At 42.3% G+C, this 17,280-nt stretch carries 15 protein-coding genes and 1 other annotated feature; of the genes, 13 read left to right on the forward strand and 2 right to left on the reverse strand.

The genetic code is table 11. The features are described from left to right. Positions 1 to 60 precede the first annotated feature (60 nt). Together lon and yihA are read left to right on the forward strand one after the other, a co-directional pair. The gene (lon, locus tag ACYQY7_RS00340) at positions 61 to 2,385 is read left to right on the forward strand and encodes an endopeptidase La (RefSeq protein ID WP_461200181.1); all 2,325 of its coding nucleotides are present in this window, start codon (positions 61 to 63) and stop codon (positions 2,383 to 2,385) included. Beyond that, positions 2,382 to 2,963: a ribosome biogenesis GTP-binding protein YihA/YsxC gene (yihA, locus tag ACYQY7_RS00345; RefSeq protein ID WP_461200182.1), complete on the forward strand. Its 582-nt coding sequence runs from the start codon at positions 2,382 to 2,384 to the stop codon at positions 2,961 to 2,963. The genes lon and yihA overlap by 4 nt, the downstream gene beginning before the upstream one ends. A gap of 40 nt (positions 2,964 to 3,003) precedes the next feature. Here the strand turns inward: yihA and ACYQY7_RS00350 are convergent, their stop codons facing one another. After that, positions 3,004 to 3,477 (reverse strand): LiaI-LiaF-like domain-containing protein, encoded by a 474-nt coding sequence (locus ACYQY7_RS00350; RefSeq protein ID WP_461200183.1) that lies wholly within the window; start codon positions 3,475 to 3,477, stop codon positions 3,004 to 3,006. Positions 3,478 to 3,653: 176 nt separating this feature from the next. Here ACYQY7_RS00350 and hemA point away from each other — a divergent pair, with 176 nt between their 5' ends. The 10 genes from hemA (at position 3,654) to ACYQY7_RS00400 (ending at position 14,066) form a co-directional block, all read left to right on the forward strand. Next, positions 3,654 to 4,988 (forward strand): glutamyl-tRNA reductase, encoded by a 1,335-nt coding sequence (gene hemA / locus ACYQY7_RS00355; RefSeq protein ID WP_461200184.1) that lies wholly within the window; start codon positions 3,654 to 3,656, stop codon positions 4,986 to 4,988. Positions 4,989 to 5,000: 12 nt separating this feature from the next. After that, complete coding sequence (locus ACYQY7_RS00360; RefSeq protein WP_461200185.1) at positions 5,001 to 5,816, forward strand: cytochrome C assembly family protein; 816 nt, start codon at positions 5,001 to 5,003, stop codon at positions 5,814 to 5,816. Positions 5,817 to 5,837: 21 nt separating this feature from the next. Then, positions 5,838 to 6,764 carry a hydroxymethylbilane synthase gene (gene hemC / locus ACYQY7_RS00365; RefSeq protein WP_461200186.1) on the forward strand — a complete coding sequence of 309 codons (927 nt, stop codon included), beginning with the start codon at positions 5,838 to 5,840 and terminating at the stop codon, positions 6,762 to 6,764. Continuing rightward, entirely contained in the window at positions 6,765 to 7,514 is a 750-nt protein-coding gene (locus ACYQY7_RS00370; RefSeq protein ID WP_461200187.1) for a uroporphyrinogen-III synthase, read from the forward strand. 1 nt (position 7,515) lies between these two features. Continuing rightward, on the forward strand, positions 7,516 to 8,490 hold the full coding sequence (hemB, locus tag ACYQY7_RS00375; RefSeq protein WP_461200188.1) for a porphobilinogen synthase: 975 nt from the start codon (positions 7,516 to 7,518) through the stop codon (positions 8,488 to 8,490). Further along, positions 8,490 to 9,779 carry a glutamate-1-semialdehyde 2,1-aminomutase gene (gene hemL, locus ACYQY7_RS00380; protein WP_461200189.1) on the forward strand — a complete coding sequence of 430 codons (1,290 nt, stop codon included), beginning with the start codon at positions 8,490 to 8,492 and terminating at the stop codon, positions 9,777 to 9,779. Before hemB ends, hemL begins: the two co-directional genes overlap by 1 nt. 226 nt (positions 9,780 to 10,005) lie before the next feature. After that, positions 10,006 to 11,526, forward strand: a complete 1,521-nt coding sequence (locus ACYQY7_RS00385; RefSeq protein ID WP_461200190.1) for a DNA/RNA non-specific endonuclease — start codon at positions 10,006 to 10,008, stop codon at positions 11,524 to 11,526. A gap of 2 nt (positions 11,527 to 11,528) precedes the next feature. After that, positions 11,529 to 11,939: an immunity protein YezG family protein gene (locus tag ACYQY7_RS00390; RefSeq protein WP_461200191.1), complete on the forward strand. Its 411-nt coding sequence runs from the start codon at positions 11,529 to 11,531 to the stop codon at positions 11,937 to 11,939. Positions 11,940 to 12,140: 201 nt separating this feature from the next. Beyond that, the gene (gene spoVID / locus ACYQY7_RS00395; protein WP_461200192.1) at positions 12,141 to 13,139 is read left to right on the forward strand and encodes a stage VI sporulation protein D; all 999 of its coding nucleotides are present in this window, start codon (positions 12,141 to 12,143) and stop codon (positions 13,137 to 13,139) included. A gap of 15 nt (positions 13,140 to 13,154) precedes the next feature. Next, positions 13,155 to 14,066 (forward strand): aminoglycoside phosphotransferase, encoded by a 912-nt coding sequence (locus ACYQY7_RS00400; RefSeq protein WP_461200193.1) that lies wholly within the window; start codon positions 13,155 to 13,157, stop codon positions 14,064 to 14,066. On the opposite strand, the gene ACYQY7_RS00405 is transcribed toward ACYQY7_RS00400, so the two are convergent. Beyond that, a complete protein-coding gene (locus tag ACYQY7_RS00405; protein ID WP_183249657.1) occupies positions 14,051 to 14,242 on the reverse strand; it encodes a hypothetical protein in 192 nt (63 codons plus the stop codon). The two genes, ACYQY7_RS00400 and ACYQY7_RS00405, sit on opposite strands and share 16 nt — an antisense overlap. 134 nt (positions 14,243 to 14,376) lie before the next feature. After that, positions 14,377 to 14,599, forward strand: a binding site (T-box leader). 42 nt (positions 14,600 to 14,641) lie between these two features. Here ACYQY7_RS00405 and ACYQY7_RS00410 point away from each other — a divergent pair. Continuing rightward, positions 14,642 to 17,266 (forward strand): valine--tRNA ligase, encoded by a 2,625-nt coding sequence (locus ACYQY7_RS00410; RefSeq protein WP_461200194.1) that lies wholly within the window; start codon positions 14,642 to 14,644, stop codon positions 17,264 to 17,266. Positions 17,267 to 17,280 lie beyond the last annotated feature (14 nt).

Below are 17,280 nucleotides of genomic sequence, written 5' to 3' on the forward strand. Positions count from 1 at the left end.
TACAAACGCCATAATGTACTATACAATAGGGCAATAGAAGTATGATGGAGGTGCGGGGTTGTGGCGAGAAAGAAAAATAAAGTCATTCCACTCTTGCCGTTAAGAGGATTACTTGTGTTTCCGACGACAGTATTGCACTTAGACGTTGGGCGGGAAAAATCCGTACAAGCGTTAGAAAAAGCAATGGTTGAAGAAAATCTTGTGTTGTTAACATCGCAAAAAGATGTACAAATTGATGAGCCAGAACTTGAAGATGTATATGAAATGGGCACCATTGCCCGTGTGAAGCAGTTGTTAAAGCTGCCGAACGGAACGTTTCGTGTGCTCGTTGAAGGGATCTCGCGCGGAAAAGTAGTGAAATGGGTGAGCGAAGAGCCATGCTATGTTGTGCAAGTGGAACAGTTTATCGATAACGAAAAAGAAGATATGGAATTTGAGGCGTTGCGTCGGACAATGCTTGAATATTTTGAGCAATACATAAAGCTATCGAAAAAATTATCTGCAGATATTTATACATCTGTCATGGACATTCAGCAAGCGGGACGAATGGCCGATATTATCGCTTCCCATTTGCCGTTAAAGCTTGAAGAAAAACAACGGTTGCTTGAAGCGGTCGATGTAAAAGAACGCGTCCAACAAATCATTCAAATTCTTCATAATGAAAAAGAAATTTTACATTTAGAAAAACGAATTAGCCAGCGTGTGAAGCAATCGATGGAGCGAACGCAAAAAGAATATTATTTGCGCGAACAAATGAAGGCGATTCAAAAAGAGCTCGGGGAAAAGGAAGGAAAAGCAGGCGAAATCGATTTGTTGCGCGAAAAAATTGAACAAGCAGGCATGCCAGAACATGTGAAAGCAACCGCACTAAAAGAATTAGAGCGTTATGAAAAAGTGCCAGCCGCCTCTGCTGAAAGCGGGGTGATTCGCAACTATTTAGATTGGTTGCTTGCGTTGCCATGGACGAAACAAACAGAAGATATTCACGATATTCATCGCGCGGAAAAAATTTTAAATGAGGAGCATTACGGGCTTGAGACGGTAAAAGAGCGCGTGTTGGAATATTTAGCTGTTCAACAATTAACAAATTCGTTACGTGGGCCGATTCTTTGTTTAGTAGGTCCTCCTGGTGTTGGAAAAACATCACTTGCTCGTTCCGTTGCAAAAACGTTAAATCGACATTTCGTTCGTATTTCGCTCGGTGGGGTGCGAGATGAATCAGAAATTCGTGGTCATCGCCGCACGTATGTTGGTGCTTTGCCAGGACGTATTATTCAAGGAATGAAAAAAGCAGGAACGATTAACCCTGTATTTTTACTTGATGAAATTGATAAAATGTCGAGCGACTTCCGTGGTGATCCGTCTGCAGCGTTATTGGAAGTGTTGGACCCAGAACAAAACCATTCGTTTAGCGATCATTACATTGAGGAGCCATACGATTTATCAAAAGTGATGTTTATTGCGACAGCAAATACGCTCGCGACAATTCCGCGACCGTTGCTTGATCGTATGGAAGTCATCACCATTCCAAGCTATACAGAAATTGAAAAGTTGCATATCGCAAAAGAACATTTATTGCCAAAACAAATGGAAGCACACGGCTTACAAAAACGAATGCTCCATATGCGCGATGAGGCGATGATGCAAGTTATTCGCTATTATACGCGTGAAGCGGGTGTGCGCAACTTAGAACGCCAGCTTGCTTCCATTTGCCGTAAAGCAGCGAAAACGATCGTATCAGAAGGACGAAAGCGCATCGTTGTAACTGAAAAAAACGTGAGCGAATTTTTAGGAAAGCCAAAATATCACTATGGTCAAGCAGAAAGTGAAGACCAAGTTGGGGTAGCAACAGGTTTAGCGTACACAGCAGCCGGTGGTGATACGTTAGCCATTGAAGTGTCGATTGCTCCTGGAAAAGGAAAATTGACACTTACAGGTCAATTGGGGGATGTGATGAAAGAATCTGCTCAAGCAGCGTTTACATACATTCGCTCGAAATCAAAAGAGTTTGGGATTGATCCTGAATTTCATGAAAAACTTGATATCCACATTCACGTGCCAGAAGGGGCTGTACCAAAAGATGGTCCATCCGCAGGGATTACGATGGTCACTGCGCTTATTTCCGCATTGACAGGGAAACCGATCAGCCGTTTTGTTGGTATGACGGGAGAAATTACGTTGCGCGGTCGTGTGCTCGCCATTGGTGGGGTGAAAGAAAAAGTATTAAGCGCTCATCGCGCAGGGTTAAAGAAGGTCATTTTGCCGAAAGAAAATGAAAAAGATTTAGAAGATATTCCTGAAGTTGTAAAAAAACAATTACAATTTGTTCTCGTTTCACATATTGATGATGTACTTGAACATGCTTTGGTAGGTGGAAAAAAATGAAGATTACAAACGTAGAAATGGTCATTAGTGCCGTGAAGCCAGAACAATACCCAGCAGGACAACTCCCAGAGTTTGCGCTTGCTGGGCGCTCAAATGTTGGAAAATCATCATTTATTAACAAAATGATTAATCGAAAAAACTTTGCCCGTACATCATCAAAACCGGGAAAAACACAAACGTTAAACTTTTACCGCATTAATGATGCTTTTTATTTCGTTGATGTACCGGGATATGGCTTTGCGAAAGTATCAAAGGCAGAGCGCGAAGCATGGGGAAAAATGATTGAAACGTATTTTACGACGCGCCAACAATTGAAAGCGGCATTGTTGATCGTTGATTTGCGTCATCCTCCAACAAAAGACGATGTGATGATGTATGATTTTTTAAAGCATTATAACATTCCGACGCTCGTCATTGCGACGAAAGCGGATAAAATTCCGCGCGGGAAGTGGCAACAACATGCGAAAGTAGCAAAAGAAACATTGCGTCTCATCCCAGACGATGAGCTCATTATTTTTTCAGCGGAAACAGGACAAGGAAAAGATGAGGCATGGGGTGCACTACAAAAATGGATATAAAGAAAAAATGTGGGTGAAATTGCCCACATTTTTTGTATAATTATCCTTTTTTCACGAACAATAAGTACAATCCAAGTAAAATGAATGCTAACGGCCAAATGTGGATGAGTGAATCAAACGTTACGGATGTAAATGCTTGTTGTAGCCGATGCGAAAATAAAAAAATGAATGATAAAGCAAAAAGTAAAATGGTAGGGAGCAACGCTTGTTTCGTTTTTACGTATTGCAAGAGCAAGCCAAGCGCCATAATTAACGTCAATACGCTTATATCATCTGGCCACGACGAAAGGCGAGAAGAAAGATGAAAATGAACGCCAACCCCTGTAAACACAACACCGGATAAAATGGCGGAATAATCTTTGCCGACATACGCCTGACCTAAAAAAGCGATGCCAATAATAAACAGCAATGTGGACCACGTATGAAAAGATGGAAAAAGCAAAAAGCGTTCAATTAAAAAGTACGTCCCAAAACCAATTAAAATGATGCCGGAAAAAATACCACGTTTTTTCATTGAAATTCCCCCAATTCCGTGCGACACTTAAAACAGCATCTGTTCACTAGTTTACTAAATGAACAGCATTTAAGAAAGATCGAAAGTTGTCAAATTGTATTCACACTTTATAAGGAAAAAACAAAATAGACGTGCTATAATGAAATGAGATGACTTTAAAATTCGGGGTGATGGGAATGTATGTCGTCGTTGTCAGCGTAAACTATCGTACAGCCCCTGTCGAAATTCGTGAGAAGTTGACGTTTAATCAAACGGAACTTGCTGAAGCGATGAAAGCGCTACAAAAGCAAAAAAGTATGTTAGAAAACGTCATCGTATCGACATGTAACCGCACGGAAATTTACGCGGTTGTTGATCAGCTGAACACAGGGCGTTATTATATAAAAACATTTTTAGCGGATTGGTTTGGGATCGATAAAGAACAAATCGTTCCATATTTGCACATTTATGAAGAGCGTGAAGCAATTGAGCATTTGTTCCGCGTCGCTTGCGGTCTTGATTCAATGATTTTAGGAGAAACGCAAATTCTTGGGCAAGTGCGCACAAGTTTTCTTTTAGCACAGCAAGAAAACACAATAGGCACGGTGTTTAAACAGCTATTTAAACAAGCGATTACGTTAGCGAAGCGCGCACATGCGGAAACTGAAATTGGTGCAAATGCGGTATCTGTTAGCTATGCAGCTGTTGAGCTTGCGAAAAAAATTTTTGGCGATTTGAAAAATAAACACGTGCTCGTGTTAGGCGCTGGAAAAATGGGGGAATTGGCGCTGCAAAACTTGTACGGAAGCGGCGTCAAACGCGTCACAGTGGTGAATCGCACATTTGAAAAAGCAAAGCAGCTTGCCGAACGATTTAACGGAGATGCTAAGCCGTTATCACAACTGCAATGTGCGCTGTTAGAAGCAGATATTTTAATTAGTTCGACGGGCGCAAACCAATACGTTATTACAAAGGAAACGATGGCAGTCATTGAAAAAATGCGTAAAGGTCGTCCATTTTTTATGATTGATATTGCGGTACCACGCGATTTAGATCCTGCACTTGCGGAGTTAGATAGCGTCTTTTTATATGATATTGACGATCTGCAAGATATTGTTCAAGCGAACTTGACGGAACGGAAAAAAGTGGCGGAGCAAATTGAGCTCATGATTGCTGAGGAAATGGACGAGTTTCAACAATGGTTGCATATGCTTGGTGTCGTACCAATTATCGCAGCTTTGCGCGAGAAGGCGATGCTCATTCAAGAAGAAACGATGAAAAGTTTAGAACGAAAATTGCCACATTTATCAGAACGGGATAAAAAAGTATTAAACAAACATACAAAAAGTATCGTCAACCAGTTGTTGCGCGATCCGATTTTGCGCGTGAAAGAATTGGCTGCAGAGGACAATGCGGAAGAAGCGCTTCAGTTGTTTATGAAAATTTTCAATATTGAGCAACAAGTGAAGCAGCAACAAAAAGAGATGAGCTGCGTTCACGAGCGAGCAGCAGAACCATCTTTTCAATCGTAAGGAAGATCATATATGTTTGACATGACGAGATGGTACGAACTCTCGCTTCTTTTACATGCATCGTCCGTTTTGTTTTATTTTATCGATTTTCTTCATCACAACCGGAAGGCAAATCGCATTGCTTTCGGGTTGCTTTCTATTGTTTGGGGGATGCAAACATTTTTCTTTTTTGCGAGAATGGTGGAGACAGAAAGATTTCCTGTTTTAACGCTCGCGGAGGGGCTGTCGTTTTATGCGTGGCTGCTTATTACGTTATCGCTTGCAATTAACGGATGGCTGCGCGTTGATTTTCTCGTCTTCTTCACAAACGTATTAGCGTTTTTTATTCTTTCATTGCATACGTTCGCACCGACGCCGTACACCGTTGGCATTGCTGAACAACTCATGTCAGAGCTATTGTTTATCCATATTACGATGGCCATTTTATCGTACGGAGCATTTTCGATTTCATTTATGTTTTCGCTTTTATATTTGCTTCAATATGAGCTATTAAAGAAAAAAAAATGGGGAAAACGGTTATGGCGACTCGGCGACTTAGCGAAGCTTGACGATCTTTCCTATGTGTTAAACGGCGTCGGTGTGCCAGTTTTATTATTAAGTTTAATTTTAGGTATTGTTTGGGCATACATGAAAGTAGATCATTTCGTTTTATATGACGCAAAAGTGCTCGGTTCGTTTACTGTATTTGCAACATACAGTTTTTATTTATATAAGCGAGCTGTCAAAGGGATACAGGGAAAAGAAATGGCGCTTTGGAATATCGGATCGTTTCTTATTTTGCTTATTAATTTCTTTTTGTTTGGCACGCTATCGCAATTTCACTTTTAACGACTGTTGGAGGAAAGAAAAATGAGGAAAATTATTGTCGGTTCTCGCCGAAGCAAGTTGGCGCTAACTCAGACAAATTGGGTGATTGAACAACTGAAACAACTCGGCGCCCCATTTGAATTTGAAGTAAAAGAAATTGTCACAAAAGGCGATCAAATTTTACATGTGACGTTATCGAAAGTCGGAGGCAAAGGGCTGTTTGTAAAAGAAATTGAACAGGCGATGCTAGATGGCGAAATCGATTTTGCGGTTCATAGTATGAAAGATATGCCGGCCGTTTTACCTGACGGGTTAACGATCGGATGTATACCGAAGCGTGAAGATCATCGCGATGTGCTTATTTCGAAAGGGCATATTCCGTTTAAACAATTGCCAAGTGGAGCGATTGTTGGAACGAGCAGTTTGCGCCGCTCGGCACAACTGTTAGCTGTCCGCCCAGACTTGAAAATTCAATGGATTCGCGGCAACATCGATACTCGTTTAGCAAAGCTACAAACAGATGAGTATGATGCGATTATATTAGCAGCTGCTGGTTTGCATCGCATGGGCTGGGCGAAAGAAGTAGTGACACAATATTTGCCGACTGACATATGTGTTCCGGCCGTTGGACAAGGGGCGTTGGCTATTGAATGTCGAGAAAGTGATGAGGAATTATTGCATTGGTTAAATAAGTTAACCGATGAACAAACGGAACGCGCTGTTCGTGCAGAACGTGCATTTTTACAGCGCATTGAAGGCGGTTGCCAAGTTCCTGTGGCTGGGTATGCATACGTTGATGGGGAGATCGTCGTGCTTACAGCGCTTGTTGCGACGCCGAATGGAACAGACGTGTTAAAAGAAATTGTGCGCGGAACAGAACCAGAAGAAGTAGGCATGGAAGCGGCACAGCGATTAATCGAACGAGGAGCGAAACAGCTCATTGAACGTGTGTTAAAGGAGCTGGGGTAAATGCTTCGTGGGAAACGGGTGCTTGTGACGCGCGAGAAAGCGCAAGCAAAAGCGTTATCGCAAACGTTAGAGCGATACGGTGCGATTCCTGTGGAACTGCCGTTAATTCGCATCGTACGAGCGGAACAGACGAATCAGGAATTGTTGCACAAGTGGCATACGTTTGATTGGATCGTATTTACGAGTCAAAACGGCGTCAAATACTTTTTCGAGCACATTGGCGAAATGAAGCCACCCACATGGCCAAAAGTGGCAGTGGTAGGAGAAAAAACAGCAAAAGCATTACAAAAACGAAACGTCGTTGTTGATTTAATTCCAAATGAGTTTGTTGCTGAAAGTTTGGCCGAAGCGTTAAAGCCGTTGCTTTCAGCGAATGCGCGCATTTTGCTTGTGAAAGGAAACTTAGCGCGCGACACGTTGCGCGAGCAATTAAGCAACATAGCGAACGTGACCGATTGGATTGTATACGAAACGACATACAATGAAGAAGCGAAGCCACAACTCATTCATTTGCTTCAGCGACGAATGATTGATGCGATCACGTTTACAAGTTCATCGACGGTACATAGTTTTGTACAAGCGGTCTCAGGGGAAAACGTTGACTTGTCTTTCGTCACAATCGCATGTATCGGTCCGATTACGAAACAAACTGCACTTCAGCTTGGACTTCCTGTTCACGTTTGTCCACATACATATACAATCGACGAGATGGTTGAACAACTTCATCAATATTTTACAAGGAGTGAATAATATGCAATTTGCACGTCATCGCCGTTTGCGCCAAACGGCCAATTTGCGAGCTATGGTACGTGAAACACATCTTCATATGGAAGATTTCATTTATCCGATTTTTGTCGTCGAAGGGAAAAAAATAAAAAATGAAGTACCTTCGATGCCCGGCGTGTATCAACAGTCGCTTGATTATGCGCTTGAGGACGTGCGTGAAGCGGTTCAATTAGGTGTACGTTCTATTATTGTATTTGGTGTACCAAACGAGAAAAACGAGATCGCTTCACAAGCATATTGTGAACACGGCATCGTTCAACGTGCTATTCGTGCGATAAAAGATGCGTTTCCTGAACTTGTTGTTATTGCCGATACGTGCTTATGCCATTATACAAGCCATGGCCATTGTGGTATCGTAGAAAACGGGACGATTATTAATGACGATACGCTCGAATTGTTAGCGAAAACAGCAGTAAGTCAAGTAAAAGCCGGAGCGGACATCATCGCACCGTCCAATATGATGGATGGATTTGTCGCAGCCATTCGCCAAGCGTTAGATGAAGAAGGATTTACATATGTCCCGATTATGTCTTATGCGGTGAAATACGCCTCAGCATTTTACGGACCGTTTCGAGATGCAGCTCATAGCGCCCCGCAGTTTGGCGATCGAAAAACGTATCAAATGGATCCAGCTAATCGCCTAGAAGCGTTTCGTGAAGCGCAAGCAGATGTGGATCAAGGAGCCGACTTTTTAATGGTGAAACCAGCGCTAGCGTATTTAGATATTATTCGGGATTTGAAAAACCATTTCCATTTGCCGATCGTCGCTTATAACGTAAGCGGAGAGTATGCGATGGTGAAAGCAGCGGCACAAAACGGTTGGATCGATGAAAAAGCGGTTGTACTTGAAATGTTAACGAGCATGAAACGAGCAGGAACGGATTTAATTTTAACGTATTTCGCAAAAGATGTAGCTCGTTGGTTAAAGGAGGAAAAATAATGCGCAGCTATGAACGTTCAAAAGCGGCGTATGCCGAAGCAGTAAAGCTTATGCCTGGCGGTGTAAACAGTCCAGTGCGCGCATTTAAGGCGGTAAAAATGGCTCCAATTTTTATGGCCCATGGAAAAGGATCAAAAATTTATGACATTGACGGCAATGAATATATTGATTACGTTTTATCTTGGGGACCGCTTATTTTAGGCCACGCAAACGATCAAGTCGTTGAGGCGCTAAAACGAGTAGCAGAAACAGGGACAAGCTTCGGAGCTCCAACGTTAATCGAAAATGAACTCGCTAAACTCGTGATGGAGCGCATGCCGTCCATTGAAATCATTCGCATGGTTAGCTCAGGAACGGAAGCGACGATGAGCGCTCTTCGCCTAGCGCGTGGCTATACAGGACGAAATAAAATTGTAAAGTTTGAAGGCTGTTATCATGGACATGGCGATTCACTTTTGATTAAAGCGGGATCAGGTGTCGCGACGCTCGGCTTGCCAGATAGCCCGGGGGTGCCAGAAACGGTTGCGCAACATACGATTACTGTACCGTACAACGACCTACAAAGCGTGCGATATGCGTTTGAAAAGTTCGGTGAAGATATCGCGGCAGTTATTGTCGAACCTGTTGCTGGAAACATGGGAGTCGTTCCGCCAGAGCCAGGCTTCTTACAAGGGTTACGGGATGTGACAAATGAATACGGTGCGCTTCTTATTTTTGATGAAGTAATGACCGGTTTCCGTGTCGACTACTATAGCGGTCAAGGATATTACGGTGTCACGCCTGATTTAACATGTCTTGGAAAAGTCATCGGTGGTGGGCTTCCTGTCGGGGCGTATGGTGGTCGTGCTGAGATTATGGAGAAAATTGCGCCAAGCGGTCCAATTTACCAAGCGGGCACGTTATCGGGAAATCCGATGGCGATGACAGCAGGTTATGAAACGTTGCGTCAATTGACGCCAGAAACGTACGAGCAGTTTAAGAAAAAAGCGAATCGTTTAGCGGAAGGATTAAGCGGAGCGGCAAAAGCGTACGGCATTCCACACACGATTAACCAAGCTGGTTCGATGATCGGCATGTTTTTTACGAATGAGCGCGTTACAAACTACGAAACGGCAAAAACGTCCGATTTAAATTTATTTGCTCGTTATTATCAAGAAATGGCGAATGAAGGAATTTTCTTGCCACCATCGCAGTTTGAAGGCATGTTTTTATCGACTGCACATACCGATGAAGATATCGAAAAAACAATTGAAGCAGCGCGCCGTGCGTTTGCGAAACTAATGTCTTAAAAGGGAAGCAAATGTTTACAAGAAGCAGAGAGCGTAAGTAGCTCTCTGTTTTTTATCAAAAATATAGAAGGATAGAACAAAATTTTTATTGACAGAATTGATGTTTTTTTTTTTTATTATTCAATCATCATTCGATTACATGCGAAAGGAGTGGTTTTTTTCATCGAGCATGGCTTATCAACGAACGTTGTTTTAACAAAAGGACAGAGTCAAAGGAGCGGGAGAGATGTCTTTTTGGAGTTCATTAAGCAAATTAGGACATTTTGTCGAGAAAAAGGTAGAACAGACGGTAAAGCATGTAGCAAATGACGTCAAAAAAGTAGAGAAGACCATTCAGCAAACCGCTCAGCAAGTAGAAAAGAAAGTCGAGCCAGTGGTGAAACAGGTCGTAAAAGATACGGTACACATTAGCCAAAAGGCAAAGGAAGCTTTTCATCAAGCGGAAAAGAAAGCGGAACAAGCGGTAAAGCACGTTGTCCACGAGGTGAAACAAGCGGAGAAAGCGGCTCAAAAGATCGAAAAGAAAGTGGAACGTTCCGCGAAACAAGCAGTGAAAGATACGGTACATATTAGTGAGAAGGCACAAAAAGCGTTTCACGAGGCGGAAAAGAAGTCGGAGCAAGCGGCAAAGCACGTCGTTCACGATGTGAAAAAAGCTGTGTCCGAAGTGGTTCATCCGATCGGACATAAGATAAAGCAAGAGATCAAAGATACGGAGAAAACGATCGAACGCGGTGCATATCAACTAGAAAAGAAAGCAGAGCATGCCTCTAAGCAGGCGGTTCATGGTATAATCAATGCGGGACAAAACGCCGAGCGAACGGTTCGGCAAGTGGGAAAAAACATCGAAAAATCCATCCACGAGTTTTCAAAACACCCGATCGACAGCACGATAGAGTTTGTTAGAGGCGCAGGCGATGCGGCGTTGGCGGATGTAACATTTAATGCTGTGCAACAAAGATTTTACGATAGCAAACACCCCGTCGCATACGAAGCAGGTCAGATGGTAGGGCATGCGGTATGGACGATAGGTGGGATGAAAGTAACCGAGATATCCTCTGTGATCGGAGCAGGTGGAGCAGTAGTTAGTTTGAGCGGAGGTGGAGCGTTTGCTGGGGTTCCTGCAATGGCTGCTGGTGCTGCAGGAATGACTGTTGGAGGGGGGATGATGAAAACAGGAATCACAAACTTCTCCAAAAGTGCAAGCGATTTGTCCCAGCAACTAAGTCGGAATGAAGGTGTTTCAGAGAAAGCTTTCAAGGGAATAGAGAATATTAAATATGGTGAACAATACACAAGGATCAATCGTAAAAAGACGTTAAAGTCAAATGTAGAGTACGCAACAAAAGAAGGATATCGATATACTACGGATGATAGGGGGCGTATTTCTAGCGTTGAAGCTAAATTAGAGTTAGGAAAAGCTGGCCGAAATTCATACGCTCAAAAAGTAGTAGGAAGGGAAGATAGATTGCCAAACGATGAGGGTGGTCATTTAATAGCAAGTATATTTAAAGGGTCTGGCGATATTGATAACTTAGTACCAATGAATGCTACGCTAAATAGGAGTGAGTATAAATCATTAGAAAACACATGGAAAAAGGCGTTAGAAGAGGGGAAAACGGTCGAAGTAAAAATTGAACCTATTTATAAGGGGGATGCTTCGCGCCCTGCTAAATTCGAAGTGGAATACAGGATTGACGGAAAGAAATACGAAGTTACCTTAACTAATTATGCAGGAGGTAAATAGATTTGGAAACTAAACAAATGGAAGTATTATACCAAAAAATTGCGAATATCTTAATTGATATGATTCAAGAAGACTGGGAAAAAATATTGCTGTACGCTGAAGTTAGGGAAGGATTTTCTCAAGTATATTTTTATTACTATCCAGTAAATAGAGCAGAGCCTGTATATAGCTTAGATATCCCGGATATTTTTCAAGTAGACAAACGTTTTTATAAAGAGTTAAAGCGAGAGCTCTATGAATGTTTTGAAGAGCTCTGGAATGAGTTCAGAGTGCAAAACCAAGAACCATGGACAAATTTAACTTACATTTTGGATAACACAGGTCGAATGAGAATCAACTATGGATATGACGATCTTTCAGAAATGAGTCCTGTAGAAAAACAAAAAAAGTGGGAAAATGAATATTTAAATTAAAGAACATGGTAGGATACATTCCTGTCACTGTTGACGAGCATACGGATGAAGACATCGAAAAAAAAATCGAAGCAGCGCGCCGTGCGTTTGCGAAAATGAGCGATCGCCTCTAGGGCATCGCTTTTTTTTATGCATACTTCTTTTTTCCACTTCATAATCATAGTAATGTGAAATGACTTGGACGTTGAAGGAGAGATGAGCATGTTGCGTTTTTCAATTGAAGAAGCGATTGCCTTTCGACGTGAACATCACGTTGATCAATTATTATCGATTTCGCTACAACCGACGATTACGATCGAGGAGCAAGAAGATTATGTGTATATTCGCGGGATGTTGGAACTGTCAGGGGAGTATGCGAAACGAGAAGAAGATGGAGAGGACGATCCATCGGTTGAGGCCGTTCGCTACGTTGAGCATGTCCGTATAAACGATGAACAAATTGGTGAATTTTTGCATCAATTTCCGATTGACGTCACTGTACCGAAAGAGCGAATTGCCGACCTCGAACAAGTATACGTATTGATTGAATCATTTGATTATGATTTAAGGCAACATGAATTGCGTCTCATTGCGGAAGTAGCTATTCACGGCATTCAAATGGACGATGATCGTGAAGATGACGAATGGGAGCCATACAATGTAGACGATTTCGAACCGTTTGAAGTGGTCGCAAGAGAAGAAGTATATCAACAAGGAGAAATGGAAGAGGATCAAGGAAGTATCGTCAACGTTCCGCCGTTTTATATGTTTCATGAAGAAAGTGAACAAGTGGAAGAAGATCAATTATATAGTGCTCAAAAAGAACAGCGAATAGAAACAATAGAAAGTAAGGAAATAAAGGCTCAACATGAAGTGAAACAAATTGAAGACATACATGATGGACGAGGGGAAGAAAACAAAGAAGTATGTGAACAACTAAAAGAGGAAAAACAAACCTTTCAACTTGAAATGAAAGGGAGAGATACAAGCGAAAAACGAAATGAAAACGCCTTATATTTAACAAAGTTATTCGAAAAAAATGAAGAACAGGCGTTTGCTCGTTTAAAAATTTGTATCGTCCAACAAGGTGATTCGTTGGACAAGATTGCCGAGCGATACGACGTATCTGTCCAACAGTTGTTGCGTACAAATCATTTAGAAAGCGGTGCGGATATACACGAAGGGCAGTTGCTATACATTCCAACGCCAAGTAAAGTGTAAAAGGGTTGTACGATGATGAAAACGGTGCAATTACAACATGAGCGTATACAAAAATGGGAAATGGCAAATAGAACATATGCGCTCAAACGAATCGATTCATTGGCACATTGGCAGGCGGTTGAACAAGCCCATCGCTTACGTATACCGCTTGCCATTCCGATTTACGAAACGAAAAAGCGAGATGGGCAATGGTATTATATGATGCCTTGGTTAAAAGAAAAAACGGATCCAACATCGTCATTTTTTCACGATTTAGCACGATGGCATAAACATTCGTTAAAGGAAATACAAACGATGGAAACGGAAATCGAGTCATATTATAAGGAACGAAAAATCTCACTTGAAAAAACAAAACAAACATTAACTCAATATATTGAACAATGTGAAAAACAATGGTATATGTCGCCGTTTCAACTGCAATGTTGCACCCATTTTTTCGACATTATGCGCGCCATTTCGTTTTCTGAACATACGTTAAATGAGTGGCGTGAGCGAATGCGAGAAAAAAAGACGGTGCGCATTTGCTATATTCATGGTCGCCCGTCGTTTCACCATTATGTCGAACGAAATGATGGTACATCGTATTTTATTAGTTTTGAACAAGCGCGTTGGGCTCCTCCATTTCACGATTTACTTTTCTTTTTTCGCCAATATTTGCATACGTATCCGATTGTATGTGATGAAGCAGTACAATGGCTTTTACAGTATGAACAAACATTAGCGCTTGAAGAAGATGAGCGGTTATTATTTTTTCATTTACTTGTCGATCCGCATCGGTTTGTTCGTCTCATTCATCAGTACGAACAACAACGTCATGAGCAACAATTCACCGCTACTTGGCAACGGGCATATTGGCAAATGAAAAATATCGAATATGTCATCGGAAAATGGGAAGAAGAAAAACAAACGAATCAAATCCAATCGTAATGTAACGCGAATGAAAGAAAAATAAAAATAGCGAGTAAAATAACGTCGATTGTTGTTGGAAATAAAATGGTGCGAATCGCTTGAACAACGGTAATCGGGATGATGCATTGTTCAGCAATAAAGCGCAGCTTCCTTAGCCACGGCGGCCAAGCGTACGGATTGAAACGTTTACGCATATGTTCACTTCCTTTTCAAATGGTTAGCTCCATATGTTGGAGCTTTTCTTTTTATCATATGTATAAAGGAGTGAAAATGTGGCAAACCTTATTGACGATTTATATGATTTTTATATAGTATTATGTATGAATAGAAAAAAGCGAAGATAGGGAAGAGTACGGCGCAACCCGCCTTGCAGAGAGGGAAATCAGTAGCTGCGAGATTTCCTAGGTTTGTGGTCGTCGGAAGGTCGCCCTGGAGCTGCTTCTTCGAACGAAAGTAGAAGAAGCCGGTGCATCGCCGTTATCGATTTGAGTGCTTAAGCATCGCTTAAGAAAAAAGGTGGTACCGCGAAAGAGTCTCCTTTCGTCCTTTTCGGATGAAAGGAGTTTTTTATTTTAGTGAAGGAGGGATTTTTTATGTTACCGCCAAAATATGACCACCGTGCTGTCGAGGCAAACCGTTATGAATGGTGGCTAAAAGGAAAGTTTTTTGAGGCAACAAGCGATGAAACGAAAAAACCGTTTACGATCGTCATTCCACCGCCAAATGTGACAGGTAAGCTTCATTTAGGACATGCGTGGGATACGACGTTACAAGACATTATTACGCGCATGAAGCGCATGCAAGGATATGACGTCTTATGGCTTCCAGGCATGGATCATGCGGGAATTGCGACGCAAGCAAAAGTAGAAGAAAAGCTCCGCAACGAAGGAAAAACACGCTACGATTTAGGGCGTGAAAAATTTGTCGAAGAGACGTGGAAATGGAAAGAGGAATATGCAGGGCATATTCGCTCTCAATGGGCGAAGCTTGGACTTGGGCTCGATTATACGCGGGAGCGCTTTACGCTTGATGAAGGATTATCAAAAGCAGTGCGGGAAGTATTTGTATCGTTATATAAAAAAGGGCTTATTTATCGTGGCGAGTACATTATTAACTGGGATCCAGTAACAAAAACAGCATTATCGGACATTGAAGTCGTGTACAAAGATGTGCAAGGTGCGCTATATCATATGCGCTATCCGCTTGCAGACGGTTCTGGCTATATCGAAGTGGCAACGACTCGTCCAGAGACGATGCTTGGTGATACAGCGGTTGCCGTTCATCCAGAAGATGAGCGCTACAAACACTTGATCGGAAAAACAGTCATTTTACCGATCGTCGGTCGTGAAATTCCGATTATTGGTGATGAGTATGTCGATATGTCGTTCGGTTCCGGGGCGGTGAAAATTACACCAGCACATGATCCAAACGACTTTGAAATTGGAAACCGTCATAACTTGCCGCGCATTCTTGTCATGAACGAAGACGGCACAATGAACGACAATGCGCTTCAATATAAGGGACTTGATCGTTTCGAATGCCGTAAACAAATCGTGAAAGATTTACAAGAACAAGGCGTGCTATTTAAAATCGAAGAACATATGCATGCAGTCGGTCATAGCGAGCGTAGCGGTGCCGTCGTAGAACCGTATTTGTCGACGCAATGGTTTGTGAAAATGAAGCCGCTCGCTGAAGCTGCGATTGAACTACAAAAAACAGAAGGAAAAGTAAATTTCGTTCCAGAACGATTTGAAAAAACGTATTTACATTGGATGGAAAACATCCGCGACTGGTGTATTTCTCGCCAACTTTGGTGGGGACATCGCATTCCAGCATGGTATCATAAAGAAACAGGCGAAGTGTATGTAGACCATGAGCCACCAGCAGATATCGAGAATTGGGAACAAGATCCAGATGTATTAGATACGTGGTTTAGCTCTGCGCTCTGGCCGTTTTCGACAATGGGCTGGCCAGATGAAACATCGGCAGACTATAACCGTTATTATCCAACAGATGTGCTTGTTACAGGTTACGATATTATTTTCTTCTGGGTATCGCGCATGATTTTCCAAGCGCTTGAATTCACTGGAAAACGTCCGTTCAAAGATGTCCTTATTCACGGACTCGTGCGCGATGCACAAGGACGGAAAATGAGTAAATCGCTTGGCAATGGCGTCGATCCGATGGATGTCATCGATCAGTACGGTGCGGATTCGCTTCGCTACTTTTTAGCGACAGGAAGCGCGCCAGGTCAAGATTTGCGCTTTAGCACAGAAAAAGTTGAAGCGACATGGAACTTCGTCAATAAAATTTGGAATGCGTCTCGTTTTGCGCTTATGAACATGGAAGGATTCACGTATGAAGACATCGACTTACATGGCGGAAAATCGGTTGCCGATCATTGGATTTTAACACGCCTAAACGAAACAATTGAGACGGTAACAAAACTCGCAAATAAATACGAGTTTGGTGAAGTCGGTCGCGTGTTATATAACTTCATTTGGGACGACTTATGCGACTGGTATATCGAAATGGCAAAATTGCCACTATACGGTGACGACGAACAAGCGAAAAAGACGACGCGCTCAGTGCTTGCTTATGTGCTTGATCAAACGATGCGCCTCCTTCATCCGTTTATGCCGTTTGTGACTGAAGAAATTTGGCAACAACTTCCGCATGAAGGAGAGTCGATTACAGTTGCTCCATGGCCGGAAGTTCGTCCTGAACTAAGCAATCATGAAGCGGCTGAACAAATGCGTTTACTTGTTGATATGATTCGTGCGGTGCGCAACATTCGCGCAGAAGTGAATACGCCGCTAAGCAAGCCAATTACGCTGTACATTAAAGCGAAAGACGAGCAAATTGCGAATACCCTTCAGAAAAACCGCTCATATATTGAGCGTTTCTGCAATCCGAGTGAACTTGTGATTGGCACAGCGATTCCAACTGTTGAAAAAGCGATGACGGCTGTTGTGACAGGTGCGGAACTAAGCTTGCCGCTTGAAGGATTAATTAATATTGAAGAAGAAGTGAAACGCCTTGAAAAAGAGTTGCAAAAACTCGATCAAGAAGTCGAGCGTGTGCAAAAGAAATTAAGCAATGCAGGCTTTTTAGCGAAAGCGCCAGCGCACGTTGTGGAAGAGGAGCGGAAAAAAGAGCGGGACTATATAGAAAAACGTGAAGCTGTTCGCGCCCGTCTTGCACAATTAAAGCAATAGTTTTATGATGAAGA

It is taken from the genome of Anoxybacillus sp. TBDG-1 (assembly GCF_054815885.1).

What these genes read in the sequence shown, in the direction of transcription:
- ACYQY7_RS00360 (WP_461200185.1), top strand. Translation starts at nt 5,001, where the DNA reads ATGTTTGACATGACGAGATGGTACGAACTCTCGCTTCTTTTACATGCA.
- hemL (WP_461200189.1), top strand. Translation starts at nt 8,490, where the DNA reads ATGCGCAGCTATGAACGTTCAAAAGCGGCGTATGCCGAAGCAGTAAAG.
- ACYQY7_RS00370 (WP_461200187.1), top strand. Translation starts at nt 6,765, where the DNA reads ATGCTTCGTGGGAAACGGGTGCTTGTGACGCGCGAGAAAGCGCAAGCA.
- ACYQY7_RS00385 (WP_461200190.1), top strand. Translation starts at nt 10,006, where the DNA reads ATGTCTTTTTGGAGTTCATTAAGCAAATTAGGACATTTTGTCGAGAAA.
- spoVID (WP_461200192.1), top strand. Translation starts at nt 12,141, where the DNA reads ATGTTGCGTTTTTCAATTGAAGAAGCGATTGCCTTTCGACGTGAACAT.
- hemC (WP_461200186.1), top strand. Translation starts at nt 5,838, where the DNA reads ATGAGGAAAATTATTGTCGGTTCTCGCCGAAGCAAGTTGGCGCTAACT.
- ACYQY7_RS00350 (WP_461200183.1), bottom strand. Translation starts at nt 3,477, where the DNA reads ATGAAAAAACGTGGTATTTTTTCCGGCATCATTTTAATTGGTTTTGGG.
- ACYQY7_RS00410 (WP_461200194.1), top strand. Translation starts at nt 14,642, where the DNA reads ATGTTACCGCCAAAATATGACCACCGTGCTGTCGAGGCAAACCGTTAT.
- hemB (WP_461200188.1), top strand. Translation starts at nt 7,516, where the DNA reads ATGCAATTTGCACGTCATCGCCGTTTGCGCCAAACGGCCAATTTGCGA.
- ACYQY7_RS00405 (WP_183249657.1), bottom strand. Translation starts at nt 14,242, where the DNA reads ATGCGTAAACGTTTCAATCCGTACGCTTGGCCGCCGTGGCTAAGGAAG.
- hemA (WP_461200184.1), top strand. Translation starts at nt 3,654, where the DNA reads ATGTATGTCGTCGTTGTCAGCGTAAACTATCGTACAGCCCCTGTCGAA.
- ACYQY7_RS00400 (WP_461200193.1), top strand. Translation starts at nt 13,155, where the DNA reads ATGAAAACGGTGCAATTACAACATGAGCGTATACAAAAATGGGAAATG.
- yihA (WP_461200182.1), top strand. Translation starts at nt 2,382, where the DNA reads ATGAAGATTACAAACGTAGAAATGGTCATTAGTGCCGTGAAGCCAGAA.